The sequence below is a fragment of the Celeribacter neptunius genome (assembly GCF_900113955.1).
GTDB lineage: Bacteria > Pseudomonadota > Alphaproteobacteria > Rhodobacterales > Rhodobacteraceae > Celeribacter > Celeribacter neptunius.
The window spans coordinates 267,985-294,394 of record NZ_FORH01000005.1; the positions used below are offsets into that span (position 1 = coordinate 267,985).

General features: G+C 54.3%; 25 protein-coding genes. 11 read left to right on the top strand and 14 right to left on the bottom strand.

The features are described 5' to 3' along the window. The first annotated feature begins 3 nt into the window (after positions 1-3). From BM151_RS14110 to BM151_RS14145, 7 genes are all read left to right on the top strand, one after another. Positions 4-1,344, top strand: coding sequence for a phage portal protein (locus BM151_RS14110; RefSeq protein ID WP_090061367.1), 1,341 nt, complete (start codon positions 4-6; stop codon positions 1,342-1,344). Further along, the gene (locus BM151_RS14115; protein WP_090061368.1) at positions 1,341-3,125 is read left to right on the top strand and encodes a prohead protease/major capsid protein fusion protein; all 1,785 of its coding nucleotides are present in this window, start codon (positions 1,341-1,343) and stop codon (positions 3,123-3,125) included. The genes BM151_RS14110 and BM151_RS14115 overlap by 4 nt, the downstream gene beginning before the upstream one ends. 2 nt (positions 3,126-3,127) lie before the next feature. Next, positions 3,128-3,343: a phage head-tail joining protein gene (locus tag BM151_RS14120; protein WP_090061369.1), complete on the top strand. Its 216-nt coding sequence runs from the start codon at positions 3,128-3,130 to the stop codon at positions 3,341-3,343. A 2-nt stretch (positions 3,344-3,345) separates the two neighbouring features. Next, a complete protein-coding gene (locus BM151_RS14125; RefSeq protein WP_090061370.1) occupies positions 3,346-3,675 on the top strand; it encodes a DUF2190 family protein in 330 nt (109 codons plus the stop codon). 259 nt (positions 3,676-3,934) lie between these two features. Beyond that, positions 3,935-5,062: a tyrosine-type recombinase/integrase gene (locus tag BM151_RS14135; RefSeq protein WP_090061372.1), complete on the top strand. Its 1,128-nt coding sequence runs from the start codon at positions 3,935-3,937 to the stop codon at positions 5,060-5,062. Between the two features lie 296 nt (positions 5,063-5,358). Next, entirely contained in the window at positions 5,359-6,093 is a 735-nt protein-coding gene (locus tag BM151_RS14140; protein ID WP_090061373.1) for a helix-turn-helix domain-containing protein, read from the top strand. 104 nt (positions 6,094-6,197) lie between these two features. Next, entirely contained in the window at positions 6,198-6,554 is a 357-nt protein-coding gene (locus tag BM151_RS14145; RefSeq protein WP_177213152.1) for a plasmid mobilization protein, read from the top strand. Between the two features lie 143 nt (positions 6,555-6,697). On the opposite strand, the gene BM151_RS21875 is transcribed toward BM151_RS14145, so the two are convergent. Continuing rightward, on the bottom strand, positions 6,698-7,369 hold the full coding sequence (locus tag BM151_RS21875) for a hypothetical protein (protein ID WP_090061375.1): 672 nt from the start codon (positions 7,367-7,369) through the stop codon (positions 6,698-6,700). Between BM151_RS21875 and BM151_RS21880 the strand changes: the two genes are divergently transcribed. The 3 genes from BM151_RS21880 (at position 7,368) to BM151_RS14165 (ending at position 8,451) form a co-directional block, all read left to right on the top strand. Further along, positions 7,368-7,931, top strand: coding sequence for a hypothetical protein (locus BM151_RS21880; protein WP_245781217.1), 564 nt, complete (start codon positions 7,368-7,370; stop codon positions 7,929-7,931). The two genes, BM151_RS21875 and BM151_RS21880, sit on opposite strands and share 2 nt — an antisense overlap. A gap of 3 nt (positions 7,932-7,934) precedes the next feature. Continuing rightward, positions 7,935-8,156, top strand: a complete 222-nt coding sequence (locus BM151_RS21885) for a hypothetical protein (RefSeq protein WP_090061377.1) — start codon at positions 7,935-7,937, stop codon at positions 8,154-8,156. A 115-nt stretch (positions 8,157-8,271) separates the two neighbouring features. After that, a complete protein-coding gene (locus BM151_RS14165) occupies positions 8,272-8,451 on the top strand; it encodes a hypothetical protein (RefSeq protein ID WP_143093109.1) in 180 nt (59 codons plus the stop codon). A 311-nt stretch (positions 8,452-8,762) separates the two neighbouring features. Here BM151_RS14165 and BM151_RS14170 read toward each other — a convergent pair whose 3' ends face one another. The 11 genes from BM151_RS14170 to BM151_RS14220 all read right to left on the bottom strand — a co-directional run bounded on the left by BM151_RS14170 (position 8,763) and on the right by BM151_RS14220 (position 20,267). Further along, positions 8,763-9,890: an ABC transporter ATP-binding protein gene (locus tag BM151_RS14170; RefSeq protein WP_090061379.1), complete on the bottom strand. Its 1,128-nt coding sequence runs from the start codon at positions 9,888-9,890 to the stop codon at positions 8,763-8,765. Positions 9,891-9,923: 33 nt separating this feature from the next. After that, the gene (locus BM151_RS14175) at positions 9,924-11,333 is read right to left on the bottom strand and encodes an NAD(P)/FAD-dependent oxidoreductase (RefSeq protein WP_090061380.1); all 1,410 of its coding nucleotides are present in this window, start codon (positions 11,331-11,333) and stop codon (positions 9,924-9,926) included. Between the two features lies 1 nt (position 11,334). Next, on the bottom strand, positions 11,335-12,201 hold the full coding sequence (locus BM151_RS14180; protein WP_090061381.1) for a PfkB family carbohydrate kinase: 867 nt from the start codon (positions 12,199-12,201) through the stop codon (positions 11,335-11,337). Then, positions 12,198-13,064, bottom strand: a complete 867-nt coding sequence (locus BM151_RS14185) for a sugar phosphate isomerase/epimerase family protein (protein ID WP_090061382.1) — start codon at positions 13,062-13,064, stop codon at positions 12,198-12,200. Before BM151_RS14185 ends, BM151_RS14180 begins: the two co-directional genes overlap by 4 nt. Continuing rightward, positions 13,061-13,930 (bottom strand): carbohydrate ABC transporter permease, encoded by an 870-nt coding sequence (locus BM151_RS14190; RefSeq protein WP_090061383.1) that lies wholly within the window; start codon positions 13,928-13,930, stop codon positions 13,061-13,063. The genes BM151_RS14185 and BM151_RS14190 overlap by 4 nt, the downstream gene beginning before the upstream one ends. Next, a complete protein-coding gene (locus tag BM151_RS14195; protein WP_090061384.1) occupies positions 13,927-14,880 on the bottom strand; it encodes a carbohydrate ABC transporter permease in 954 nt (317 codons plus the stop codon). Before BM151_RS14195 ends, BM151_RS14190 begins: the two co-directional genes overlap by 4 nt. A 5-nt stretch (positions 14,881-14,885) precedes the next feature. Then, entirely contained in the window at positions 14,886-16,196 is a 1,311-nt protein-coding gene (locus tag BM151_RS14200) for an ABC transporter substrate-binding protein (protein ID WP_090061385.1), read from the bottom strand. 39 nt (positions 16,197-16,235) lie between these two features. Next, positions 16,236-17,249 (bottom strand): SIS domain-containing protein, encoded by a 1,014-nt coding sequence (locus BM151_RS14205; protein ID WP_090061386.1) that lies wholly within the window; start codon positions 17,247-17,249, stop codon positions 16,236-16,238. 236 nt (positions 17,250-17,485) lie between these two features. Further along, positions 17,486-18,499, bottom strand: coding sequence for a LacI family DNA-binding transcriptional regulator (locus BM151_RS14210; protein ID WP_090061387.1), 1,014 nt, complete (start codon positions 18,497-18,499; stop codon positions 17,486-17,488). Between the two features lie 169 nt (positions 18,500-18,668). Next, complete coding sequence (locus BM151_RS14215; RefSeq protein ID WP_090061388.1) at positions 18,669-19,235, bottom strand: metallophosphoesterase; 567 nt, start codon at positions 19,233-19,235, stop codon at positions 18,669-18,671. Between the two features lie 183 nt (positions 19,236-19,418). After that, positions 19,419-20,267, bottom strand: coding sequence for a hypothetical protein (locus BM151_RS14220; protein WP_143093110.1), 849 nt, complete (start codon positions 20,265-20,267; stop codon positions 19,419-19,421). A gap of 94 nt (positions 20,268-20,361) precedes the next feature. Between BM151_RS14220 and BM151_RS14225 the strand changes: the two genes are divergently transcribed. Beyond that, entirely contained in the window at positions 20,362-20,577 is a 216-nt protein-coding gene (locus BM151_RS14225) for a helix-turn-helix domain-containing protein (RefSeq protein WP_245781218.1), read from the top strand. A gap of 342 nt (positions 20,578-20,919) precedes the next feature. Here BM151_RS14225 and BM151_RS14230 read toward each other — a convergent pair whose 3' ends face one another. Both BM151_RS14230 and BM151_RS14235 read right to left on the bottom strand, forming a co-directional pair. Further along, on the bottom strand, positions 20,920-24,312 hold the full coding sequence (locus BM151_RS14230) for a DEAD/DEAH box helicase family protein (RefSeq protein ID WP_090061391.1): 3,393 nt from the start codon (positions 24,310-24,312) through the stop codon (positions 20,920-20,922). Next, on the bottom strand, positions 24,309-26,408 hold the full coding sequence (locus BM151_RS14235; RefSeq protein ID WP_090061392.1) for a DUF262 and DUF1524 domain-containing protein: 2,100 nt from the start codon (positions 26,406-26,408) through the stop codon (positions 24,309-24,311). The genes BM151_RS14230 and BM151_RS14235 overlap by 4 nt, the downstream gene beginning before the upstream one ends. Between the last annotated feature and the right edge of the window lie 2 nt (positions 26,409-26,410).

Here is a 26,410-nt window from a genome sequence, read left to right on the forward strand (position 1 = left end):
CCCATGAAGCTGCCCCGCCTCTTCCGCCGCTCTGAACAAGCGCCGCAAACGCGCTCATATGACGCTGCAACCTCTTCCCCGCGTCGGTTTCAGGCTGGGCAATCGCGCTTTTCTGCCTACGGCCCGGAAACCGTAGCGGCTGGCCCCATGATTCGTAGTCGGGCTCGATATTCCGCAGAGAACAATGCCCTTGCAGCCGCAGCCATTGCCGCTTGGACAGATTCCGCCGTCGGGCCGGGGCTGATGCCCACAAGCCAGCACCCGGACCCTGCAATTCGTACCGCACTCGATACAGGCTTTCGCAACTGGGCGAAGCGGGCTGATGCCTCTGGCCGCTCAGATTTCGCGGGCATCCAAGCCGCAGTCGTGCGGGCCGAACGGATCGACGGTGAAGCCTTTGTGATGTGGCAGGGCGGGAAGCTCTTGCACCTGCCGCCCGAACAACTTGCTGATCTCACAACAGACACCATCGCCGCAGGCGTGGAACTGGGCGACGACAGCCAAGCCATTGCTTTTCATGTGCACCCAAGCCGCCCCGATGGCATTCAAGCCACCTATGCGCCACCTGTCCGCGTTGCTGCCTCCGAGATGCTGCATATTTTCGAGACCCGAGGACCGGGCCAAATCCGGGGCGTGTCGGCTCTTTCGCCTGTGTTGCTCACCCTGTCCGAACTCGATGGGCTGGAAGACGCGCTTTTGACGCAATCGAAGGTGGCGGCGCTGCTTTCTGTGATCTTGAGCGATCAAAACAACATCACAGCCGAAGACCCTTTCACAGAAGGGCAGTCCCTTGAGCCGGGCGCAATGATCCGCATGGCCGGGAATTGGAAAGTTGACGCAATCGCGCCCCAGCAAACTCAACAGGCAGAGGCTTTCTTGCAGCACCTATCCAGACGCATTGCCGCCGGGGTTGGTGTTCCTGTGCATCTCGTCAACGCTAACGTGTCGGACGCAAATTACTCTAGCCTGCGGGCCGCAATGGTGGCCTACAGGCAGCGTATTGAGCGTTACCAGTGGCAAACGCTTGTGCCGCAATTCCTGAATCCTGTTTGGAACCGTGTTGCGACCCTGACCGCGCTGGATCTCGGGCTTGAACTCGATGACGCGCTTTTTGAGGTGGAGTGGATCGCGCCAAAACAGCCTTGGGTTGACCCACAAAAGGACAGTTCTGCCACAATCTCGCTCATTGAGAATGGGCTCATGTCGAGAAGGCAGGCCGTGGCAGAGCTGGGCTATTCGATCGAACAGTTGGACGCCGAGATTGCAGCCGACCGGGAGCGGGAAACCACCCTTGGTTTGGAATTTAGCGTGCCTCTGAAAGAACAAATGGAATCCAAATCATGAACAAACGACTGACGGGAAACCTTGCAAACGCAAGCAAAATTAGCCCAACGCGACCCGATCGGAGTTTGGGTGAGCGGTTCAATCGCGCCATGCCGCGCGAGGGCGCGTTTGACGAAGCCTCCCGCACGTTCCGCGCAACCATTGCGACCGCTACGCCGGTTCAACGCCGGGATGCAAAGGGGCCATTTCTGGAAGTGCTGGACCCGAACGGCCTTGAGATTGAAGCCGGTGCCGATTTCCCGCTCTTGACTGATCACCGCCCCGCCGCGCGCGAGACTGTCGGGCGTGTGCATGGCTTGGAAGTGGATGGCCACAGGGTTCTTGCCTCGCTGCGCCTCGCCAACGTCGATGACGTGGAGCCCCTTGTGCAACGCATTCGCGACGATGTGCTCAAGCACGTTTCCGCAGGCTATGCCGTCCTCGAATGGCGCGAAACCATCGACCCTGAAACCCGCCAACGGACCAAGACGGCAATCCGCTGGCGTCTGCGCGAAGTCTCTTTGACGCCAATTCCTGCCGATCAAAACGCCACTATTCACAGAAGCATGGAGAATGATATGCCTTTTGACCTCGAAACCCGCATGGCGTTGGTTGATACGCTGCGCACCGCTTGCGGCCTGCCTGACACTTGGGGCGAAGACCTCACCGAAGAGGCTGTAACGGACACCGAAGTTCGCGAAGCAGCCCGTGAAGCGATGCTCAAACGCAACGCGCCTCAGATCCGCATTACACGCGATCATACCAACCCCGCCGAAATTCAAACCCGCGCTGCCGACGCGCTGGCTTTCCGCATGGCTGGCGGCGATCTGCCCGAAGCCTCCCGCGAGTTTGTCGGCATGTCTCTTGTCGATCACGCCAAGGACGCATTGACCCGATCGGGCGTTTCTATTCGCGGCATGTCTGCGGACGACGTTTTGCAACGGTCTAACGGCAGCTCTGATTTTCCGCTTCTTGTGTCCAATGCGATGGGCAAAGTGGCGGCTCAGGCTTATCAGGCTGCGGAGTCGCCGCTCAAGGCTCTGGCCCGCAAGCGCACCCTCTCGAACTTCAAAGAGTCGACGGCAATCCGCTTGGGCGAAATGGGCCGCCTCGAAGAGATGAATGAACACGGCGAGTTTAAACACACCTCGCGAGCCGAAGCGGGCGAGTCTATGGCGCTCAGCACCTTTGGGCGCGCGATCAATGTTTCCCGCAAGCTGATTATCGACGATGATCTTGGCCTGTTGGGCGATATGACCTCTGCAATGGGGCAGGCTGCGGCGCAGACCGAAGCGGAAGAACTTGTGGCACTCTTCACAGGCAATCCCGATCTGTCTGACGGCACGCCGGTGTTTGATGCTTCCCGTTCGAACACTGTATCGGTGGCCTTGTCCGAAACCGCGATTTCTGACGCCCGCAAACACCTACGGACGGTGAAGGGGCTCGATGGCAAAACCATCATCGCAGTGAAGCCCAAGTATCTTGTTGTGGGGCCGGATCTCGAAACCTCCGCTGAGAAATTGCTGGCTGCGATCTATGCCGCCACTGCCGATGATGTGAACGCCTTCGCGGGCAAGCTGACCCTCGTTGTCGAACCTCGCATTGAAGGCAACGCTTGGTTTGTTGCGGCCGACCCGGCGTCTGTGCCGTCGATCCAGTACGGCTATCTTGCCAGTGCGCAAGGCGTCCAAATTCAACGTGCTGAGGCTTGGGATACGTTGGGATTGAAATACCGGGCCTTCCTTGATTTTGGCTGCGGCTGGCTCGATTGGCGCGGCGTCTATCACAGTGCCGGTGCATAACGATGGCAACGCTCGCTCAACTTCAGACATGGCGTGACGACCTACAAGACGCTCGTTTTTCAGGTGTGAGAACCGTGCGCGACTCCAATGGCGAGGAAGTCACCTACAAATCCGATTCCGAGATGCGCGCCGCCCTGGCCTCGATCGACTCGGAAATCCGCAGGCTCAGCAAGCCCGCAAGTTCGACAATTCACTTCCAAACTTCGAAAGGGCTTTGAAAATGGCTACCAATTTTATCCAACCCGGTGACACGCTCACCATTCCTGCCCCGTTTGATGTGCTTTCCGGCGGCATCGTGATCGCTGGCAATATCGTGGGCATTGCGCAAGGCGATGCTTTGGCCGGCGCTGACCTCGACGTGAAAACCTCGGGCGTCTGGACGCTCTCTAAGGTGGGCGCTGATGACATTGAGCTTGGCGCACCGCTCTACTGGGACGACAGCGCGGAACTGGTGACGATCACGGCAACCGACAACACCCGACTCGGGACCGCGGCCGAAGCCGCAGGCGCGTCGGTGGGCTCTGTGGCTGTGAAGCTGATTCAGCTCTGAGATTGATGTGATGCCCGCAGCCTCTCCCCATATGCGCACTGTGCTACCGCCGCCCACGCGGCGTGGCCTGTCGCGCGTGGAGGCTGCGGAATATATCGGCGTAGGCGCATCGAAATTTGACGCGATGGTCACGGACGGAAGGATGCCTAAGCCTAAGAAAATAGACGGGCGAAGGGTCTGGGATGTGCGGGCTTTGGACAGCTTTTTTGATGCCTTGCCCGGTGGTGACGACTCAGACCACAATCCGTGGGATGAATAGATGCCCGAGGATTCGATGAAATTTCGTTTGAAGTACGTGGTCGAAGACACCGACCGGCACGGCAACGTCCGGCTCTATTACCGGCACAACGGCAGCAAGATCCGCTTGCGCGGGCCTGTCGGGTCGCCTGAATTTCTGGCCGATTACCGCCGTGCGGCGAACCCACAAAAAGAGAAAAAGACCACGACCGCCAAGCCGGGGCGCGTGGTGCCGCGCAGCGTCAAATGGCTCTGCGTTCAATACTACAAAAGCGCCATGTTCACCGAACTGGACCCACGGACACAAAAGGTCCGGCGCTCCATTCTGGAACGGTTTTGCCAGCACAAGAACGATGGCGACAAGCCGTTCGCACTTCTGTTGCCGCGTCACATCCGCGTGCGCCGCGATGAGATGGCAGACCGTCCCGAGGCGGCCAACGGCATGGTGAAAGCCTTGCGCCAGCTTTACCGCTATGCGCTGCGCTATGACCACCACGACGACAACCCCGCTGAAAAGGTCGAATACCTGAAGGGCAACCCGGACGGCTTCCATTCTTGGTCTCTGGGCGAAATCGAGAAATATGAAGACGCCCACCCGGTAGGGACCCCGGCGCGCCTCGCTTTGGCTTTGGCCCTCTACACGGGACAGCGCCGCGCCGATTTGGTCACGCTTGGAAAGCAACACGTCAGGGATGGGTGGTTGACCTTCACGCAGCACAAGGGGCGAAATCACAAGCCCGTGCGCATGGAGATCCCCGTCATCCCCGAATTGCAGAAGATTATCGACGCCACCCCTACGGGCGATCTGACGTTCCTTGTCACCGCCTTCAATCGGCCTTTCACGTCCAACGGGTTTGGCAATCGCTTCCGCAAATGGTGCGACGAAGCGGGCCTTCCGAATTGCTCTGTCCACGGATTGCGAAAGGCGGCAGCCGCGCGTCTGGCCGAACTGGGCTGCACGGAACAGGAGATCATGGCAATCACTGGCCACACCACCAGTAAGGAAGTCACCAGATACACCCGCGCAGCGAGTCAAAAGACCCGTGCCGAAAGCGCGCTTCGCCGTTTCTCAGGAGAACAAAAGCCGGACAAAAGTGTCCCACTTTCGATGGCGGTTGTTCCCGGTGGGACAAAATCGCAACCTAAGTAGCTGACAAGTAACAATAAAAAATAAGGATGGTGCCCGGGGGCGGAATCGAACCACCGACACGAGGATTTTCAATCCAGAACTAAATAATAATATTCAGCTGCTTAGCTCAGTTGAGATTGTCAAACCGGCAACCAAGCATCAAAGACTTAGCCGCCATTTGTCAAACCTATCCTCGGGGTTACCCACCCAAAGAAAAACCGCTGAGGGGGCTGCCACCCACCTCAACGGTAATGCAATTCTATCTGCCTTCTCTATGTATCAAAAAAACGACCGAACCGCAAACGGGGGAGGTGCGCATGCCTAAGCTTAATCGTTTCGAATGGCTGAAGGCCGTTTTGCAATGCGCTGAACTCAACTCGTCAACAAAAGCTGTTGCTTCCGCGCTCTCAGTCCAGTTTGCAAATGACAAGACAGGGCAATTGAACCCCTCCCTGAAGACGTTAGACGAGTTCCTGGCTGGTATGTCGCTTGCTACCATCAAACGTTGCTTGAAGCAGCTTGTTGAGTTGGGCTGGCTGTTTCGTACTGAGGGACGCGGCGCGGGCAATCATACCGAATACGACCTTCGCGCTCCTGCAAAAATTATCCCGTTTCGTCCGAAGAAAAAGGGTGCGCCGATGAGCCTTTCCGAAGAGAGAAAGGGGTCATTCGTGACAGACAAAGGGAGCATGGGTGATCTTTCCAATATAAGGAAGGAACAATCCAAAGAACAAAAAAACGCGCTTGAGCCGGATATACCGGATGGAGGGCCATCCGGCTCGGCGCGCGAGGGCCGTGCTACGGAAACCGTTTTTGTTGCTCGCCAGTCCTTTGGTTGCCGCCAATGGGAGAAATTCACCGAACGAATGTTTGGTGATTGGATCGACCGAATACTCCCCGAAGTCATTGAAAACGGTGAGCGCGGCTATTGGCTGCCTGCCAAGTTCCCCCCAACCAACAAAAATGATTGGGCTGCTTGGCGCAACTGGCTGATAGCTGACGATTGGACGTTGCTCGCAGCATCAAAATATGGAGAACGCGATGCCTGTTGAGAGAGAGCAAGGTTACGCATGTAGCTACGCGACATGCACCTTGGAAGGGAATGGGCAAGCCCTTTCCCCTTCACCCCAAGCCCGGCGCGCGTCAGGTGGCTGGCATGAGTAAGCGAGAGCCGAAACCGCGTGTGGTGCGGAAGCTGGTTTTGCGGGTGCGCTGCACGGAGGAGGAGCGTTCTGCGTGGCTGCGTAAAGCCCGCGCTCAGGAGCGATCCCTGTCGGATTACGCCCGCCATCTTCTGTCGGATGCACCAACGCAGAGACGGGCGCGACCGCCGGAGGTCGATCCCGTGCTGCTGGCGGCCGTCGGACGTGCGGGCAACAATCTCAACCAGATCGCTCGCGCCATCAACACAGACCGCAAGGCGGGGCGCGCTATCGACCTGATCGCGGTGCGCACGCTCTTGATGGCGCTGGACCGACAGCTTGCCGAGATCGTCGCGGAGCATTCCCGATGATGGTGCGCTTCTTTACACATGGTGATGGCTCGGGGCGTGCGGCAGTGGAATACCTGCTGGCCGAGGAGGTCGCGGCCTATACCGAAGACCGCGAGCGCATCGCAGGCCAGACCGTTCGCCGTGATGTGTTGCCAGAGGTGCTGTCAGGCGATCCGGATCTGACACGCGCCCTGATCGACAGCAACACCCGGAAGTGGCGCTATACCAGCGGTGTCGTGGCCTTCCATGCGGAGGATGATCCCTCCGAAGCGGATCAGGCGGCTGTGATGGCTGATTTCGAGAAAGCCGCCTTTGCAGGGTTGGAGAGGGATCAGGCGAATATCCTCTGGGTGCGCCATCGGCATATGGGCAATGTCGAGCTGCATTTCCTGATCCCGCGCGTCGAACTTTACGGCAACCGCTCGTTCAACCCGGCTCCCCCGAAGTCTGAGGCATATTTCAACGCCTTTCGAGACTATTGGAATGCCCGCGCGTGCTGGATCAGCCCGGAGGCCCCCTCCCGTAAGCGCATGGTGAAGCCGGTGTTCGATTTTGGTGACCGGCAGGGCATCAAGGAAACGATCCAAACGCTGATCATCCAGCGGATCGAAGCCGGTGAGATCAGCAACCACGCCCATGTCCGAGCCGCGCTCGCCGAACTGGACGGCCTCGAATTCAAACCACTGACTGACAAACAGCTTGAGAAACGCCGCAAGGCCGATGCGGAGGAGGCCCGAGGCGGCAAGCGCCGCAGGCGTGACAGCCGCATCACCATGCGCGTCACTGGCACCTCGGACAGCCTGCACACATTCCGCCTTGAAGACAGGATATTCCATGAAGACTGGACCGCAGATGAATACTTTGCTGCAAAGCCTGCAAGCGAAGGTCGAGACACAAAACCAGACGACCGAAGCGCAAACCCAGGAGATGTTGAACGACTTCGAGCAGCGTTTGTCGCAAGCGTTGAACGCCGCGCAGCAAAAAATCATGCGCGATATGCACGACCTCGAAAAGCTGAGCGAGCTGATCCACGACCGGACGGCCACCCAGGTCGAGGAACAGGCCCGCAAGATACGGCAGGCGACAGTCGAGCTGGAAGCCAGCCGGAAGGAATGGCGCACTGTGACGTGGAAAACCATGCTGCCGACCTACCTGATCGGGGTCTTGCTGACCTTCTGGGTGCTCTTGATGGCGGTGCAGCTGACCTTTCCCGAACCACAGAACACGACGGCGAAGCCGGGGCTGGCACTGTTCGGTCTCGAAAGGGCGAGGGTGAGCCGTGGCCCTGGCGGCCTTGGCCAGGTGCTGAGCCTGCCGCGCGGCGTCACGCTGGCCGATTGTCCGATCCCAAACCTGAACGGCGGCGAAGTTTGCGTCGAGACCGCAACCACGAGGTAGACCATGTCACACCCGCAACTGACGCCATTCGAGACCGCATTGCTGCGCGCTGTCGAAGGACTGAACACGACATTCGAGGCTGGTTTGAAGAGCGCCAGCGCCTCGCCGAACGAGTTCGAGACTTTGCATCACGCATTCAATCGCTTCGCGACCGACTTGGAGAAACGCTTGACCGTCTTGGAGCGGCAGCAGGCGGAATTGCGGCGTCTGTTGGAGGCTGGCTGACCCGGCGATCTGCGCAGCGGAACGAAGTTAAGCAGAGCAAACCTAAGCGGAGAGGCACGGCATCCGCGCCCTTCTCTTATGACCCGAAATTCTAAGCAAACGAAAGGACATGACCATGAGCACAGAAAAGAGCTTCATCGATCAGATCGTGGCGCAAATCCAGGACACCGTGCGAGACATGGAAGATTCTGGATTTCTGGATGAGCTTGCCCAAGCGCCAGAGAAGGCGGAAACGCCGCAGGCACAGGAAACGGAGGCGCCGAAGGATACGGACCGCTCGCATGACAAGTCGTGAAGCGGATATTCCTTCACTGTCAACTTTCGGCCACGCCCTCCCCTGCCTTGTGGGGAGGCGATGTCAGGCGAGGCCGGAAGTGCGACGGTAGCCGGAAAATCCACATGAGCGAGACGCCATGTATCGAGCGATTGTGGGGTTTCCGGCGGGCCTGCGAAACGCAACAGAGCTATCAAGGTATGAAACTATTGCGTTATAGAGCCGTACTCGGTCTTTAAGTATGAACGAGGGATTGACCATGGTTATGAGACGTCTCTGCCTGTACTTGCCGAATTTCTTCTGACAAGCCCCTCCACACTACAGCCATGGTATCATGCGTAGACAGCGGGTTCGGAATGCTGGGTAAAATCCGCCCGTTTCAAACGAGCTTCATTTTGATCGAAAACATGTAGAAGTTCCGGTTTTACAGACAGTTCAATCTCCATGCCAACTTCGAGTTCCGTAGTCCCTGGCAATTTTGCAATCAGGGGTTGGTCAAAGAATGTACCTTCGAGATATACTAATTGAACCTCTCCCAGCTGCTCAATAAGGGAAATGCACCCCTTCAAAAAGCCAGAGCCAGCTTCAGCTAGCCAGACATCTTCTGGGCGAACTCCTAGCATGACAGATGAATCAATGAGTTCCCCCCCTGAGGACACTGGAATGCGTATGGTATTGCCATCTTTGGTACAAACCTCTGTTTCATTACCTGCTTTGGTGAGGCGAGCTGGTATGAGATTCATGGCTGGAGAACCAATAAACTGAGCCACAAAAAGACTCGCTGGCTCTCTATACAGCTCAATAGGCGTCCCCACCTGTTCGATTTTGCCGTCTTTCAAGACAACAATACGATCTGCAAGGGTCATCGCTTCAACCTGATCATGTGTTACATAGATCATTGTTGTATCAGGCATAGACTGTTTCAATTTCGCGATTTCAATTCTAGTGGCCACGCGCAATGCTGCATCCAAGTTTGAAAGAGGTTCGTCAAACAGAAAGACTTTCGGATTGCGTACAATGGCCCGTCCGATCGCGACCCGCTGCCTTTGGCCGCCAGACAGAGCCTTCGGATGACGTTGAAGGAAAGGGGTAAGATGCAAACTCGCGGCAGCTTTCTCGATGCGTTTCTGAATTTGATCTTTTGAAACCCCGGCAATCTTCAATCCGAATGCCATATTATCGAAAACGGACATGTGAGGGTAGAGCGCATATGACTGAAAAACCATGGAAATTCCACGATTAGCGGGCTTCACGTAGTTCATCAGTTTTCCGTCAAGATGGAATTCACCTGATGAAATCTCTTCCAAACCTGCAATCGTTCGAAGCAGCGTCGATTTCCCACAACCTGATGGCCCAACGAATACAACAAACTCACCGGACTCGATGTCGAGATCAACACCATGTAACACTTCCACTGTGCCATAGTTTTTTCGAATATTTCTTAGTTTAATTTCAGCCATGTTTTTCTCACTTCTGTTGGATTTACCGTCAGGTCACGCACTCGGCGCGAGTTCCGATATTTTTCGATTTATCCAGCCGACCTTTTTGTTTTGAATTTCCAGATCGTTGCGCTTGCAGATTGCATGTCGGACAACACGTGCGCCCAGATAGCGCAGAGGCTCCGGCGGCAGAGCTGTTCGGCGGGTTAATCCAACAAGACCACTTCGGCTCCATTTGTCATCGGCTCCAAGCACTAGGCTTGCGAGGATGTGGCCAGCAACAGGTGTTTGAGCTATTCCCGTACCATTGAACCCGACGCCATAGAAAAGTCCGGGGGCATCTTCCATTTCTCCGAAAACCGGCAAATGCTCTACCATGCAATCAACCGGTCCAGCCCAATCATGTGTCACGGAGAGATTGGCAAGCTCTGGGTAGACGCGCCTCAATTCCTTCTTATTGTCGCTTCCATGATTTGGGCTTTGATTGAATTCGGGGCCCATCAGCCCCTTGTACGCCACTTCGCCGCTTCCGCGGCCGAAGATGACGCGCCCCTCTTGGGTTCGCTGATAATATAGGACATTCGCCTGAGAATCGCAGATCGCTTTTCCATCCTTCCACCCAAGTCGGTCCAGAATATCTGCCGCCGGTTCTGTCGCGATCACCTGACTGGCAACAACATAAAGATATCGTCTCAATTCGGGGATCGCCGAGGCCCATGCGTTGTTGCAGATGACAACTTTCTTAGCTTGCACCTGCCCTTGAGGGCATGAGAGCTGCCACGTTTCACCTTGCAGCAGTGAAAGGACGGGACTTGCTTCGTGGATCGAAATCCCTTGAGACAAGGCAAGATCGCGCAACCCCAACGCCAGACACGCCGGCTGAACCGTTCCAGCATGTTTTTCCACAATGCCTTGATAAGATGCAGAAGACCCCGTTTCTTTGTGAAGAGTCGCGGCATCACACGTTTCGAAAGGTTTGATGCCCTGCGCCGCACACAACCCTTCGGCGTTTTGCCATGCGCCCTCCTGCGCTTTCGAACTTGCAGTCCAGTACCAACCGTCGAGACGCAGCTTCATATCGATACGTCCTGACATTTGGAGCTCTGCCAGTTCATCGATTGCATCAACACTCGCGTTACACAAAGAACGTGCTTCTTCGGGACCGACGAGTTTCTCCAGAAGATCGATCTCAGCAAACCAACTGTGGACCTGTCCGCCATTCCTCCCGGACGCGCCAGAGCCACAGAAGTCCGCTTCAAGGATCGTGATCTTCAAATTGCGATCCCTTTCGCGCAGACGCAATGCAGTCCATAGTCCGCAAAAACCGCCTCCGACGATCGCAACATCCGTCTCTTCGTTGCCAACAAGGGCTTGTGTCGCCACAGAGCCACCAGCATCTTGCAGCCAGAAAGATCTTTGCTCAGGAGCACAAATTTCCGGTGCCGCGAGTCGGTATTTCTTCATCTCAGATCTCCGCCTTTTCAATAATGTCTGCGTATTTTTCGATCAGCCAACTCGGGATTGGGGCCATCTCCTGTGGGAAGCCGCCAGGATAGCTGCAGGTGATCGCCGCTGCGTTTGTCGCCTGTCGAAGCGCTGCCTCCGCTGCAATTTGCTCAATGATATAGGCCTTGAGAAAGGCGGCGATAAAACTGTCTCCGGCACCGCAGGTGTCCACAACCTGAATGTTTTTTGCCGGACAATGATGGATGTTGCGCCCATCGTGAAACCAGGCGCCCTTATTGCCGCAGGTCACCACGACTTGTTGGGCTCCCTTCAAGATGAATATCGTCAAAAGCTCCTCTGGGGTCACATCCGGTCTCTCGGAACCTGCCGCGAAAACCAAAGGGATACCTTGCAAGTCCAGTGCATCATGCTGTGTCGAAACATCGATGCTGAAAGCCACGTTGTCCCGGCGCAAACGCCTCAGCAGCTCCGGGCTGCTATTGGTTCCGAGGTGGACCCAATCCGCTTCGAGCAAACGCTCATATTGCGCAAGCGCCGGAATATACTCTGCCCCCACGCCCAAATCTTCGAGAAGGAAACTCCGGTCCCCTTCCTCATCCGTTAAAAGAGTGACCGCCGTGCTTCCCTGTGCAACTTCAAGGGAGGAGATATCAAGACCAACCTCGGCAAGCGCATTTGCCACGATCTGGCCTTCCGGGTCCGAACCAATTTTCCCGAAATAACTTGCGGACAAGCCGGACAAATGCCAGTTTACAGCTACATTCAGTGCGTTACCTCCCACGGTCATGTGGTTTTGTGTCAGGTAAACATCAAGGCAATTATCGCCAACGGCGATCAGATCGCGATGAGATATATCGGAATTCATTGGAAACTCTCTTCCATGTTGATCCACGGAGAAATCGCAGACAGATTCCTGCGCCATGTGGCAATGGGATCAAGCGCATAGGATCCGTCGCCGAAGGGCTCAAAGGAAAACGTGCCTGTGTATCCTCCGTCTGTAAGTTCATGCATAAATTGAGGGATATTGAGTTCACCATCGCCTAGTGCGAGGTGACCAGAGGGCTTGCCGTCAACAAGATGGACATGCGCCAACCTATCTCCGAACAGTTCTATATACGTGGCAATGTCATCCCCCGCCGTCGCCATTGCCACAAAATCAAGCACAACATCGATGTCGTCCCGCGACAGTTGCTTGAGCATTTGCAGAGCACTCGCCGCAGATATGACCAGATTGCTTTCACAGCGCTGTAGCGGCTCGAGCAGAGATTTCAGCCCAAGAGATGCGGCAAATTCTGTAATCTGCGACAGGCTTTCGAGGGACCGGGACCATGCCTCTTCAATGTTTTCGGTCTCGCAACCGCGCCCTGAGGTCAGAAAAAGATATTCTCCCCCGAGCTCAGCACAGAATTCGGCTGCTTTGCAAAAATAGTCGATACTATTTGCACGCAACTCCGGATCTTTCGACGCGATATTGACGGGATACATGACCTGTTCTGGCGTCAGGCAATGCACCGACAAATCATTTTCCCTCAGACAGTTTTTAAGATGTCTGATCCGGTATTTGTTCGCCGTCGAAACATGAAGATGCGGTGCCACGGCCCAGAGCTCTATGCGCGTCATACCACTGCGGTGCATTTCCTTCGCGAAGAGTTCAAAAGGCGCATGTTGGAACGAGAAATTTGAACCCAATATTCGCGAGAACGGGACATCAGATAAACGATGCTTCATTTTCCCATCCCGTCAGTTAGCCCGCGTATAAAGTAGCGTTGGGTCAGGAAGAAAATGATCACAATCGGCAGTGCCGAGATGGTCATCGCAGCAAAGACCTGTCCAAAATCTGTCCCATGTTTCGACATCAGCGATGTCAGACCAACAGGCAATGTCTGGGTGTCTGCCGAACTCGTGAAAATCATAGCAAAGAGATATTCGTTCCATGCAAATAGAACATGCAGGATCACGCAAGATACTATGATCGGTTGGCACAAGGGCAGGATTATTTTTCGGAAAATCTGGCCCTCAGTTGCCCCGTCCATGCGGGCGGCCTCGTCCAAATCATAGGGCAAATCAAGCATGTAGGCCCGGATTAAGAAGGTCGTAAATGGGATGCGAAACGCGGTGTAAAGCAGGATCAAAGCCCAGTGCGTGTCATAAATCCCAAAGCTTTGCATCATGCGCACCAATGGGACCAGAGCCACGGTCGGGCTGAGCATCATCCCCCCCAACACAAAGCCCACGAGAAGCGGCTTTCCTGGGATTTTGGTTCGCGTCAGGCCAAAAGCGGTCCATGCACTGATCAGCACTGTTGCGACAATTGACATCGCAGTCACGATGAGGCTCGACACGACAAACTGGCTGACACCATTATTCCAGGCGTCAACATAGGAACTGAATGACCAGTTTTGTGGCAGAGCAAACGGACTGTTGAAAATTTCGGTGTTACTTTTGAAGCCGCTTAACGCCATCCAAAGGAGCGGGTAGAGCACGACAATGCCCAACAAAACCAGAAAGGATTGTAAAACACCCCGTCCGACAATGACCCAAGGGTTTGGTTTCGGTTTGTGCGCGACTTCCGGAATGATGTTCTGAGTGCTCATGTGTTCACCCTTTTCCGTTTTGTGTACCAAAGCTGGGCAAGGCCACACATCGTGGTGACAACAAAGATCAAGGATCCGATTGCCGCAGCGTAGCCCATGTCATTTTGTGTAAAACCCATCTCGTAAAGCCACGTCCCAAGCACCTGAGAGGAATTGTTCGGACCGCCGCCCGTCATGACCATGATCTCGTTGAACACCTGAAATGCACCGGTGATCGTGACAATGATCATCATACCAGTCATCTCACGGGTCATCGGTAGAGTGATCGACCAGAGTTGACGTAGGGCCCCGGCGCCGTCCATGCGGGCGGCGTCATAGAGTTCTTTTGGAATTTTTTGGATTGCGATGGTAAACAGTAGGGCGGAGTAGCCAAATCCTTGCCATTGGCTCATCCCGATGATCGCATAAATCGCGGTATCTTCATCGCCCAACCACGCCTTTGCGTAGGCCCCGAGGCCAAGTATTTTCATGACCTCTTCCAACAGGCCAATATCGGGCTGATAGATGAAGTAAAACAGAAGCCCCGTTACGGTCGTAGATATCGCGGATGGAACGAAATAAACTGCACGCCAAAAATTCCGCATTTTTCTGGAGGATAGATCCTCGATGATCGCCGCGACGATGAAGGCGCCGAAGACCTGAAAAACAATGGAGATTATTGCATACAGGAGGTTATTCCTTAGCGCGCTCCAGACAACCTTATCCGAGAAAAGGCGTGTGTAATTTTCAAGCCCGACGTTTTCGACTTCACCCGTAAAGATGTCCTGCATTGTCGTACTGACACGAAAGTTCTCGATAATCGGATAATAGACGAACCAACCCACGATAATGAATGCCGGTAGCACCCACCGCCATTCAAGCATCATTGCGGCAAGATGTTTGTATCGTGAGTAAGGCGTGGAGCCAGCATAGCTGGCCCCACTCGTCTCATGAACATTCAACCAAGCCATTCCAATTAGTTCCGGATGGAATGGGCAGTAGTGCGAACATCAGCCACAACGTCTTCGGCCGATTTTGTCCCACCAACGAATGCCTGAAAAGAGGACAGCCATTCTGATGCCACACGAGGATGATTGACCGTGTCCAGCCACTGGATCAAGTAGGACGCTTCAGCAATATCATCGAGCCCTTCAACCACGGACGGGTTCATGTTTTCGGAATCAGCTCCACCTTGAACTGCCGGCGGTTGACCAAAAGGTGGTGCAGAAAGGATTCGTGCATTTTCCGGTTTCGTGACGAATTTCATGAAATCGATGGCAAGCGGGATATTCTCCGATGCAGAGGAAATCATGTATCCTTCGGGGGCACCTTCCAGTGCCATGTGATCCCCTGCAGCATCTTCCGCAGGAGGTAGAACAAAGAAACCGAAATCATCAGGCGTCAATTTTGTGGTCGGTTTTGCTGAGGAATCGAACTCGATAATCTCCTGATAATACATTGCCGACACACCATCGCTGAACTGTTGGATCGCTGTTTTGTAGGAGATGGCGTTTACATCGGCACCAATCGTGCAGGCGTCTTGAAACTCACGAAATTGGTTAAGGGCAGCTACATAGCCCGGGTCGTCGAATGTTGCAGTGGCCGGATCATAATCGGCCTCGAGAACAGTCTGGGGCACGTTGTAAGCAAGAAGCTGACCGAGATAATGCAAGCCAGCCCATGGCTCCTTGTTGCCGAAAGAAACAGGCAAGTATCCTGCAGCATCAATGGTTTTACAGGCTTCAATGAGTTCGGCATGTGATTTCGGAACATCAATGCCCAGTTCATCAAAAATCGGTTTGCTGTAGCCCATGAACTTGGCATCGAGATAGAGCGGTATGCCGTAGTATTTGTCGTTATACATAAAGGCGCTGACCGCAGCCGGGGCAAATGTCTTCCCCCAGTCCGTGTCTGGTCCAATGACCGGGCTAAGGTCTACGGCCCGATCACCCCGAACGAAGTTCCCGCCCCAAGTCCCCGTCCAGGAAAAGAAGATGTCAGGAAGCGAATTCGAAGCCACCAGCGTTTTGGTTTTCCCTTTAACACTGTCGTCATCTTCCTGAATCAAGCTGATGCTGACATCAGGGTGCAACGCTTCGTATTTCTTAGCCATTTCAATGAAATAGGGCTGTAGGCGCTGCATTCCGAACTTAGTCAGAATGCTGAGCTCTCCAGAATATTCGACGGTTGCATTCGGATCAGCCATTTCGGCTTGTGCTGCCATGGGAGGCAACGATGCACATCCGAAGATCAGCGCCAGAGCAGTTGTCTTTGAAAACACTTCCATTTTCTTCTCCTTTTCCTGTTGGTGACACGCTTTTAGTTTTTAGTATTCAACGCGTTTGTAGTAGCGACGGGTCGTCAGTGGATGGTCTCGCAGCACTTCCAGATGCGCGCTCAGTCGTTCCAGCAAGGTTGCAAGGATGACAGGCGAGATCATGGCTCGAATGCTGTTAGAAATCCCCGGCAGATCCACAGATGCCGCATCCAGAACATGCAGCTTATCGGTGTAACGTTTTGCGAAGGCTTCGACACGGTCGCCGAGAGGTCGGAATTCGTCCTCCCCTTTGAACAGGAAGAGGCTTACACCGGGTTCCAGCAACTCTAGCGTGCCATGGAAGAAATCTGCGCCATGAACAGGTCGCGTCCTGATCCACTGCATCTCTTCGAGAATGCACATGCCGTAATAATGGGCTTCTGGCCATACAGAACCCGCACCTGTGAAAATGTGATATTTTTCATTCTGAATTTCATCGGCAAGCCTTGCGGCCTCGGCCTCATATGCTGCCTTCGCATCGGCTAGGAGCTCAGGGAGTTTAGCGAATTCATCAACGATCTCGTCGTAATTCGAAATTGCCCCCGTCTCAGCTAGCAACGCAAGAACAAGCGTCATCGTCTGCAGATAGAACGATTCAGACGATGTATCATCCTCGGCAAAATTCGTGTAGGTTTTATCGGCCTGCTTTGCGAGAGGCGTATTTGCATGCCCAGTGAGGCTGAGGGTTTTGACTTCTCGCGATTTAAGAAATTCCAAAAGTGCAACACTTTCCTTTGTCGTCCCGGAAAGTGACGGCAGGATCACCAGTGCCTTTTCATCAAGCCCGTACGGCGGATCAATAACGACCTGCGCTGGATAGCAGGCCTCAACGGGAAAATTGCTGTACTTTTTTGCCAGATCGATGGCGGGTTGTGTCAAAAGCTGCACGCCCCCGGTCCCCATGAAGTAGATGCGTTCAACACCGTCTTCCAGGAACTCTTTCATCATCGAACGCGCTGTTTCAGAAATCGCTGCAGCGCCTGCCTGAATTTTTACAAACCGGTCGCGATCAAAATTCAGCATTTTAGTGCTCTTGGTTTCCACACTTACATTCACTTCTTTGTCTCCTTTTTGCCGCGAAACGCAGAAAATATCGCGGCACGTGTTTTTGTGGGATCGATCTCACATTTCGTCCAAAAGAAAAGGGGAATATCCCCTTGAGCAAGAAGTGAGATCGATCTCACACCCATGAAGCCATATTAAAAAATACCTGACAAGACTAAAATGTGCGGGGTACCCACGGAACTTCCGACGCCGTTTTAAATGTTCAAGACGGATCCGCGGACGATTAACTGCGTTGGAAACTGAATGGATTTCACGGGCGCCTGACTGCCCGCAATGCGCTCCATAATCATCTTAATTGCAAGCGGACCTATCTTATCAACCGGTTGGGATAAAACAGTAATTTGGGGATCTGAAAAGGTTGCCATATCGAAGTCATCAAAGCCAATGATCGAAACTTCATGAGGAATTTTAACGCCGAGTGTGCGCAGCGCAAGGAGTGCGCCTTTGGTCATCAAGCTATCAGTTGTGAAGATCGCAGTTGGTTTGTTTTCCTGATGAAAAAGTCTAATTGTTGCATCAATTGCATGCGAAATAGTCGATTTTGATTCGACAACAAGCGTTTCATCAAAGCTGATCGACCTATTCTTCAAGGCCAGCCGGTACCCGGCCAAGCGGTCACGCGTTGAGGCGATGCGAGAATCATCGTGGATGACAGCGATACGCCGATGCCCATGCTCGATCAGAAACTCGACGGCCTCCTCCGCACCCTGCTGGTTATTTACGGTGATATTGTCGCAGAGCAGACCTTCCGGAACGCGGTCGATCACGACGAGTGGGTATTTATCCTCGATCAGTTTGGACAGCTGTGGAGTTTTCTCATTGCTAGCTGGCGCAACAATTATGCCTTTTACATTAAGTGCCAGAATATTGGTCAGCACCTGCTGTTCGAGTTCCACATCCTCCTGATTGGAGGCAATAATCAGATTGGACTGATAGGCTCTCAATTCTGTTTCGAGGTCATGAGCGATTTGGCTGAAGAAAGGGTTTAAAATATCTCCAGGCACGAAAGCAATCAGAGGTAGCTCCCCTTGCCGAAGTGCCTGCGCAATACGGTTACCACGATAGCCAAGCTTACCAGCAGCCACACGCACGCGTTCCGCAGCTTCTTTCCCGACATATCCATACCCGTTCAACGCCCGTGCAGCTGTCGCCCGCGATACGTTTGCCGCTGCGGCAACATCTTTCAGGGTAACAGATTTCGAGCTCATATCGTCGCTACATCACCTTAGAACAAATGTAAGTGTTACTTATCGCAAGATACTTGGCATGGCAAAATATACTGTTCAGGTTTTGGTTCACCAAGGCGTTTCGCATTGCAAACTATTGAACAGCGAAGATCCCCCTCATATCGCTGTACTAACATGTGGCCGGAACATTTCAGATCTCCCTCGCATTGTGCTCGACATCGATCCAGTGTTTGTTCACGGGAAGGGTTTTGGCACGTCGGACGAAATCTTCGAAGCGAACTGGCATGAAGTCCCAGACATCGACGCCCACGTTGACGCTGTTGCGCGACCCTTTCCATTGCCCATGGACGTGCCCGAAGATTTGAAGAGCACCACGCCGGGCGCGGTTCCAGGTGATCATGGGGTAATGGCACAGAGTATGCGCTAGGTTGTCGGAGCCATCCTTGACCTCCGCCAGGTGCGAAATGCTATCCCATGGCAAAGCCAAAGTCGGTTCCAGATCGTGATTACCGATCACCAAGTGCTTACGCCCGCCCGGAAGCTGCCCGAAGATAGCTTCAAGATAGCTTGCCTCTTTGGCTTTGGGGCCAAAAGCAAAGTCACCAATGATCCAGAGGTCATCCTCTGGACGAACCTTGGACCACAGGTTCTCGATCATCACCGTGTCCATGTGACCGGCATTGCGAAAGGGCCTCCCGCAAAGCGAGATGACCTTGTCATGTCCGAAATGGGTGTCCGCCGTATACCAGTTGGTCATGTCCTTGTCTCCGTCAAGCCTGATGGCGGCGGCGTCGGAGGTGTTGCGGTGATGTCAGATCATCTATCGGCGAACAGCTCGAAGCCGCCCGCCGTTTCGCGGGCGCTAAATCAGGGTGATATGTGCGCGTGCTGTGATCATGTGGGCTTCATAGCGCAGATGGAGAGATTTGGCCATCCACGACTACAGGTCCATATCTGAGGCTTCGACTGTCTTGCCGGTTAGGGCTTCGACGATCTGACGATCCAGCTCTGCCATGTGCTGACGGCCAAGTTCGTAATCCACCAGTGAAAAGCCGATGGAGGTCATGCCGGGATCGCCGTGATAGCTGACGGTGAATGTGGCGAGGCAGCCCGGTTTGATGAGCTTGTCGCGCGGATACTCAAAGCGATATTCGACGGTGTTGCGATAGTGACTGGCTGAGCCGCAAAGTTCGTATTCCGTGATGCTCTTGCCACCTGAGGACGTTGTTTCCTCGTGGGTGATCGAACCAAGTGCATCAAGATCAGCGATAAAGCCCTCTGTGCTCCAAGCGTAAGAGAGAACCATTTCGCGCCCATTGATCTCGACGCGCGAAGGCGGACCATAAGTCTCTTCGATCTGTGCCTTGAGCGCCAGCGGCTCCGGCAACTCTTCGCTTGGCTGGCGAATGCTGCGATGGATCGCCATCGGGCGTTGCTCCATGACATCCGACGACAGCGTGGCAGTCACCTGATCCTGTGCGACCTTGGCGAGCCGCCCATTGATGCCGACATCCCCAATACGTGTGAAAAGCTGATAGGTAAACTCGAACACAGAGCCATCCGGAGATTGCACCCGCAGAACTTCGCTCTCGCTTGTTGGGGCAGCGTCGCTGCGTTCTGCGTAAACGGCCAGAACATCGTCCAGAGGATCGCCCGGTTGCAGGCCGAGGATTTCGTATGGATACGGGCGTTCGGCAGGCGCTGGCATGACCGCCAGTGAGTCCTCTGCGTGGGCTGGTAAGGTGACTAGAGCAGCAATCAGGCTCACGGGTAGATGTTTGAGGATCATGTGGCGGCCTTTCTATAAACGAGAAAATCAATCAATTACATATTATAGTTGATAACATTAAAGTATGTAAACCGCGACCTTGGCGCGCATGGATATGCGCAAACTGGTCGGTCGAAATTTTGCACGCCTGCGTCGGGAAAAAGGCCTGACACAGGAGCAGATTGAGGAGCGTTCAGGCCTTAGCCAGCAGTATCTGAGCGGTCTGGAACGAGGAAAGCGCAACCCTACCGTGATCACGCTCTACGAACTTGCTCAGGCGCTTGATGTCAGCCATGTTGAGTTGGTAAAGCCAGAAAACACCGATCAATAGACGCACTGTTTTGGGATTTCAGACCACGGTAAAAAGCAGCTACCCGCTACGGTTGGCTAACTTCTCGGACAGTTCCAGAATAGTGTTTGTTGCGCTTTGAAAGGTTGTCGTGCCCATGGGCCGATAGAAATCTGAGCCTCGCGCACTGGTCGCCTTTTCGATCTCAGCTATACCCAAGGCAGCGCCCAAGTTGGCCAGAATCGACTCAAGCGTTTCTCGTTGGCCTGAAGAGGTGTGCTTTGTCGATGTTGGGATGCTCCTGCCACTTGGCGGTCGCACAACAATTTTAGTCATCATTTCAAACCTTAAATACTACCACTGCGAATGCTTTTATGAAGCTGGTCAAGCAGCAGCTGTTTCATTGATGCTCCGAACTAATGAGACGATTTGAGCTGTTTGTGTCGGATCAAAAAGTCCATTAATGCCCATGTCGTCTAGATCAGTATATGGGCTCTCATAGAAGCTTTTGGGATCGACCACACCGTTTTCACAGAGACTGTTGATGATCAGCTCGATAAACTCGGTTTGATTTGCCGAAAGCTGGTTGGTTGCCGCGAAATTGCTGAATACGTCTTTTGCGGCAGATCGGCTTAGACCAGTCAGAGAGCGCAGGAATACCCCCAGACCGCCTTCGTTCTGAAGCCCGTCTAGTATTTCCTGATCGGCAACACCTTCAGAAATCAGCATCCGTTCTAGTTCTTCAAGATCAGCAGGCGTCAGTTGTTCACCGCGCCTGATTTTCTGGATCGCTATGTGGTCTAAGTGGGCCTCTATGAACTTCCGCGTTTTCGCCTTGAACCGTACCTTATCCACACCACTCCCAACTTCGGGCATGTCGATGGTCGTCGCTTCACCAATACTGTCCTCGAAATCCGTTATAACATTCTTTCGTTCTTTAGGCTGGATCAGTTCAGCAAGGTTTCGCAGACGCCGACGGATGTCTTCGAGGATTTCAGGCGTGATGTCCTGCCAAAACTCGTCCGTTTGGATTGCCAACACAAGCTCAAGCTCCTGTGCGACCGCCGGAACGTTGGAAAGGCCCTCCAAAGCGAAGGCAAATGACACAATCCGCCGCTGAAGGTTGGCAAAGGCGGCGTCGCCGTGAAGCAGAAGCAACTGAGCATTGAGCACTAGAAGATCAAACTGCTTTGCTGCCAGACCGCCATCTTCGAAGGCTGTGGGAAGCCCTGCAACCTCCTCAGTCAGGGCAAGACGTGCATCGAGGTCAAGCACGTCCCATGCGTCAGCCCTTTGAAAGCGTTCGACGGATCGGCGCACTCGACGCACAATGAAGTTCTCAAGGTTCATCCCGAGAACTTCTTGGTGCAGACGGTCCTTGATATCGCCAGCCAATGAACTCTCGTTTCCGCTTTCGACCAAGGTGTTTACCAAGTCGACACGCGAGACAAAAAGGCGTTCACCGATTGGTCGCGCTGCGGGGCCATCCGTGATTTGGGGGTTCTCATTGAAAAACTCTAAGTTTTGGCAGAAGTCAAAGATGATGAACTCTTCTTTGTCTTGCCCTGGCCCGAACAGATCCTCGCAAGTTCGGGTGCCTCTACCAACCATTTGCCAGAACTTCGTTTTAGAACGAACAATCTTGAAAAAGACAAGATTCACGACCTCCGGCACATCAATGCCTGTGTCCAACATATCGACGGAGACCGCGATATGGGGGGCTTTCTCCGCTTCTGAGAAATCGTCGATCAACGATTGGGCATAGGTGACACTATAGTCGATGAGACGTGCAAACTGACCCATGTAATTTGGGTAATTGGCATCGAAGCGCTCGACAATGAACTTCGCATGATCGCTGTTCTTAGCGAAAATGATGGTCTTCCCAAGTCTGTCGCCTCCGGCGACTTTAATGCCGTTGGTCATTAAATGCTCAAGGACTTTGTCCACTGTATCCTTGTTGAACAGCCAGCGGTTCAAGTCAGCCGACTCCACCCGATCTGGAACCGTGCCATCATCATCCCACTCGATCGCGTCCCACTCGGCTTTTTCTTCGTCAGAAAGGCTATCGTAGTCGATACCGTCGCGTTGAAACTTCAAAGGGACCGAGATCGACCTAGGCGGCACGAGATATTCATCCGCAACCGCATCCTCTAAGTCATAACTGTCCGTTGGTATTCCGCGTTCCAGCTCAAAGAGTGAGTATGTGTCACGGTCAATCTCTTCGCGCGGCGTCGCCGTGAGGCCGACCAAGAGTCCATCAAAATAGTCGAAGATGGCACGGTACTTCCGATAGACAGAGCGGTGCGCTTCGTCGATCACGATCAAGTCAAAGTGGCCGGGGCCAAACTGCTTTTCACCGCCTTTGACGTCGTCGATCAGCCCCATCATCGTGGGATAGGTCGATAGAAAAATACGAGCACCAGAATGATCGTTCCTGGCCGGGTCATGCTTCTTCAGCAGGTTTGCACTTGCCGCCGTCGGAAAGTGTGTCTTGAAGGCATTATGCGCCTGTTTCACCAGGGCCACGCGATCCGCGAGGAAGAGAACACGCCGCACCCAATTCGCTCGCATGAGCTGGTCGATCAGCGCAATGACAGTTCGCGTCTTGCCGCTGCCAGTCGCCATTACAAGCAGGGCCTTCCGCTGCCGGTCTCGTTCAAAAGCCTCTCCTACCCGGCGAATGGCTCGCTGCTGGTAAAAGCGCCCAGCAATACCCTGGTCTACGGACACCCCATCTAACGATTTTCTGGTGCCTCTACGTTGGTGGAGCAGGACGAGTTCATCCCTCTTCAGGAAGCCCGATACACGACGCGGAGGATACATCTGGTCGTCCCAGAGCCAATGTTCATAGCCGTTCGTCGTGAAAATTACCGGACGGCGCCCATACATCGCTTCAAGGCAATCGGCGTAAAGCTTGGCTTGCTGCTGCCCTATCCGGCTGTCCTTCTTGGTTCGTTTTGCTTCGACCAAGGCGAGTGGCTTGGCATCGTTTCCCCAAAGCACATAGTCGACAAGGCCTTCGCCTTTGTCATTAGGCATGCCTGATACCGGAAATTCCCGGTCGCGGTCCTGGTCGAGCGGCCACCCAGCCTCGTTCAGCAGCAGATCAATGAAAGCATCGCGCGTCGCGGCCTCATTGTAGTCGTGGTCATCTTGTACCGCAGTGTTGGCCTGGCGAATTTCTTTGATTTCAGCCCGCACTTGCGCGAGTTCAGCCTCGAGCCTCTTTCGACCTTCCTCAGATGCGAACGCGGCGGCTTCAGCGTCCTTTAGCGCTTTGGCATGGGCGTCGTGCTTCTCTTTCAATGCCTGGATTTGTGCAACTGTGCTGGCACTAATCGTCAGGGTTTTTTCCAACTTTGAGGCATCGAACTGCAACGAAGAGTCTGGCTTCGCATCCTTTGCATAGGTCCGCGCCATCCAATAGCAGACATGGAACAGCTCACGTACAACAGCGGCGGCGTCCTGAGGCTTGATCGGCTTACCGCTGTCATGCGCCGCCCGGTTGCCATGATCTTTGATAAATCGCGCTTTGGTGACGATAGCCGGGCCAGTGAGTTGGCCGAGCGACGGCTCAGCAATCAACGCCGCTAGAGTGTCCTGGTAGGGCGAGCGCATCGACGGGTCGTTGCGATAAATCCATTTTATCGCTGTTTCCAAGGTCAACCGCGCCCAGAAGCATGCGCCTCGTGGGTCGGATAGTGCCGCACTCTCAGCCTTTTTCGCGTGGGCTAGAAGGTCGGGGAAATCGGCAGTCAAGAAAACGAATTGGGTCATGCTGGCTCATCCGCTCCGAGTTGACGGTCCAGTGCTTGCCGCACCAACCCCAAAACATATGGTAGGTCCTCGTGGTCCGTTAGCTTGACCTCGGTATTTCCATTGCCCCATCGACCTACATCTGTGACATCGACCGCCATCCCGCGCGGATCGTTGAGTTCATAAGGTTCAATGTTGATAGAAATCCTGAGCGCCTTGGCCTGTGGCACGACATCCGCGAAATTTGTTTCGGCCTTGTAAGCCACGTAAAGCTTGAGGAACTGTTCGCTTACACTCGGGTCCAGCGCCATCACTTCGCGACGAAACTGCTCGAAGAGGTCTCTCATCTTGCCTGATGTTAGATGGGGATGATCTTCGATGGTATAACCGTTGGCCTCTTCAGTCGGGGTGCGATAGGTCGCCAGGATTTCGGCGCTCAGAGAAGGTGCGGCCCAGACTTCAGCAGCCTGCTGCGCAAGCTGTTGGGCTCGCGACTCGATCGCAGCTTCGTTCCATGTATCCAACACACCCAACCCTTTATTGACCCGCAACGGGCTTTCTTTGAAACCGCCGGCCATGTCGCGCTTCTCAGCGAAACTCTTGTCACTGTATTCGGAATTATACCCGGTAAGCGTCAGGTTCCCCAACGTGTGAAGCCATTTCTCCTGCACGGCAGCCCAGTCAGCCCCAAGGGCGGCTTGCCATTCTGTTGATAGGTTCTCGTTCTGCGGCAGGATGTGCTCAATCGTGTAATCGTCGACCTCGACGCGCTCTTTTCTTCCGAAGTTCTCAAATTTCCGAAGCCAGTAAGTGCGGCTACGGAAGTTGTAGAGGTCGCGATCTTGAATGCGCGCAATGAACTCTTCGTCACGCGGAAACCGGCGATATGACTTCATGTTGAGCAGGTGTGCTTTGACGCTTTCCAGGTAGCGGTCTTTTTTCAGCTCCCGGCCAAACGTTGCGAAAGTCTTGTTGAGTGAGTTCGTGGGCACGGAACAGATCGCGCGACGGAAGACATAGGCCTCGACCAAGCGGACCACTTCAAGGAAATCGTCAGCGCTCAATGCGCCCGTCTTATAGTCTTTGTAGACCTCCAGAAGGAATGGGTAGGCGACATCAACTTTCAGCTCTCGCAGATCCCTGAAGCCGAGCGCCAAGGCCTTATCTTTCTCTTGCCCCAGTACGAGCGCCCCGTAGTACTGCGAGAATTCCCAGACCTCCCGCACGAGGTCTTCCACCTCACGGCCACCGCCAATTTGTTCCTGGGAATACGCCTTGTACGCATCGTAGACATCATCAAGCCTAGGGATCGACCCGGTCACGACCGTCAGATAATTCCGCATGAAACCGTCGAAGTGCGAGGCATAGGCAGCCTGACCAAAACCTTCTTCCATGCGCCGCCAGTATTGCTCATAGAGCCGCGTTTGCAGTTTCGGCTCCAACCCCATCAAAACGAAATTGCGGATCAGATCGGCCTGCGACAGCTCCTTGCCCGTCGAGTTCATGCTTTCGAAAATCAGCTGAGGGTTGTCATGTTCCCGGCTGAGCGCCACGTCCACAATCATCAGCTTGGCAAGGCCAGAACAAACCTCCGACACAGCCGCATCGTCCTGGTCGAGCCAACGTGAGAACATCTTGAAATTCTCGGCGACACGCATCGAATGCGGCTCGGGCAGGTCATCGCCCGACACCACCGCGTTCAGCGTCGTGCGGTCGGTCTTGGACAATAACAGCTTGAAAGCACGTTCCCCGCTTTCGTCCGGGTCCATCAGGTATCGGTTGCGGATTTTCTTGAACGAGAAGCCGTCGACCGGCTCATCGTCGCCTACCTTGCGCGACAGCGCGGCGAGGAGCAGCGTGACCGAGGTCAGGCGCTGTTGGCCGTCGATGACAAGCAGCGGCGCGCGGCTGGACGTGTTGGACAGGCTCTCTTCGATATAAACGACCGAGCCAAGAAAATGTACCGGGATATGCCCACTGCGTCCCGCACGTCGGATGTCCTCCCACAACTGGCGGCACTCGCGCTCGGTCCAGGAATAGGTCCGCTGATAGATCGGAATGACAAACTGCGGCGCGCTGTTGATGAAGTTCAGGAGGTTGGCATCGGTAGCTTTCATGG

Bases quoted from the DNA above. Each gene is read 5' to 3' on its own strand.
- BM151_RS14110 (WP_090061367.1), top strand. From the start codon at position 4: ATGAAGCTGCCCCGCCTCTTCCGCCGCTCTGAACAAGCGCCGCAAACG.
- BM151_RS14115 (WP_090061368.1), top strand. From the start codon at position 1,341: ATGAACAAACGACTGACGGGAAACCTTGCAAACGCAAGCAAAATTAGC.
- BM151_RS14120 (WP_090061369.1), top strand. From the start codon at position 3,128: ATGGCAACGCTCGCTCAACTTCAGACATGGCGTGACGACCTACAAGAC.
- BM151_RS14125 (WP_090061370.1), top strand. From the start codon at position 3,346: ATGGCTACCAATTTTATCCAACCCGGTGACACGCTCACCATTCCTGCC.
- BM151_RS14135 (WP_090061372.1), top strand. From the start codon at position 3,935: ATGCCCGAGGATTCGATGAAATTTCGTTTGAAGTACGTGGTCGAAGAC.
- BM151_RS14140 (WP_090061373.1), top strand. From the start codon at position 5,359: ATGCCTAAGCTTAATCGTTTCGAATGGCTGAAGGCCGTTTTGCAATGC.
- BM151_RS14145 (WP_177213152.1), top strand. From the start codon at position 6,198: ATGAGTAAGCGAGAGCCGAAACCGCGTGTGGTGCGGAAGCTGGTTTTG.
- BM151_RS21880 (WP_245781217.1), top strand. From the start codon at position 7,368: ATGAAGACTGGACCGCAGATGAATACTTTGCTGCAAAGCCTGCAAGCG.
- BM151_RS21875 (WP_090061375.1), bottom strand. From the start codon at position 7,369: ATGGAATATCCTGTCTTCAAGGCGGAATGTGTGCAGGCTGTCCGAGGT.
- BM151_RS21885 (WP_090061377.1), top strand. From the start codon at position 7,935: ATGTCACACCCGCAACTGACGCCATTCGAGACCGCATTGCTGCGCGCT.
- BM151_RS14165 (WP_143093109.1), top strand. From the start codon at position 8,272: ATGAGCACAGAAAAGAGCTTCATCGATCAGATCGTGGCGCAAATCCAG.
- BM151_RS14170 (WP_090061379.1), bottom strand. From the start codon at position 9,890: ATGGCTGAAATTAAACTAAGAAATATTCGAAAAAACTATGGCACAGTG.
- BM151_RS14175 (WP_090061380.1), bottom strand. From the start codon at position 11,333: ATGAAGAAATACCGACTCGCGGCACCGGAAATTTGTGCTCCTGAGCAA.
- BM151_RS14180 (WP_090061381.1), bottom strand. From the start codon at position 12,201: ATGAATTCCGATATATCTCATCGCGATCTGATCGCCGTTGGCGATAAT.
- BM151_RS14185 (WP_090061382.1), bottom strand. From the start codon at position 13,064: ATGAAGCATCGTTTATCTGATGTCCCGTTCTCGCGAATATTGGGTTCA.
- BM151_RS14190 (WP_090061383.1), bottom strand. From the start codon at position 13,930: ATGAGCACTCAGAACATCATTCCGGAAGTCGCGCACAAACCGAAACCA.
- BM151_RS14195 (WP_090061384.1), bottom strand. From the start codon at position 14,880: ATGGCTTGGTTGAATGTTCATGAGACGAGTGGGGCCAGCTATGCTGGC.
- BM151_RS14200 (WP_090061385.1), bottom strand. From the start codon at position 16,196: ATGGAAGTGTTTTCAAAGACAACTGCTCTGGCGCTGATCTTCGGATGT.
- BM151_RS14205 (WP_090061386.1), bottom strand. From the start codon at position 17,249: ATGCTGAATTTTGATCGCGACCGGTTTGTAAAAATTCAGGCAGGCGCT.
- BM151_RS14210 (WP_090061387.1), bottom strand. From the start codon at position 18,499: ATGAGCTCGAAATCTGTTACCCTGAAAGATGTTGCCGCAGCGGCAAAC.
- BM151_RS14215 (WP_090061388.1), bottom strand. From the start codon at position 19,235: ATGACCAACTGGTATACGGCGGACACCCATTTCGGACATGACAAGGTC.
- BM151_RS14220 (WP_143093110.1), bottom strand. From the start codon at position 20,267: ATGATCCTCAAACATCTACCCGTGAGCCTGATTGCTGCTCTAGTCACC.
- BM151_RS14225 (WP_245781218.1), top strand. From the start codon at position 20,362: ATGCGCAAACTGGTCGGTCGAAATTTTGCACGCCTGCGTCGGGAAAAA.
- BM151_RS14230 (WP_090061391.1), bottom strand. From the start codon at position 24,312: ATGACCCAATTCGTTTTCTTGACTGCCGATTTCCCCGACCTTCTAGCC.
- BM151_RS14235 (WP_090061392.1), bottom strand. From the start codon at position 26,408: ATGAAAGCTACCGATGCCAACCTCCTGAACTTCATCAACAGCGCGCCG.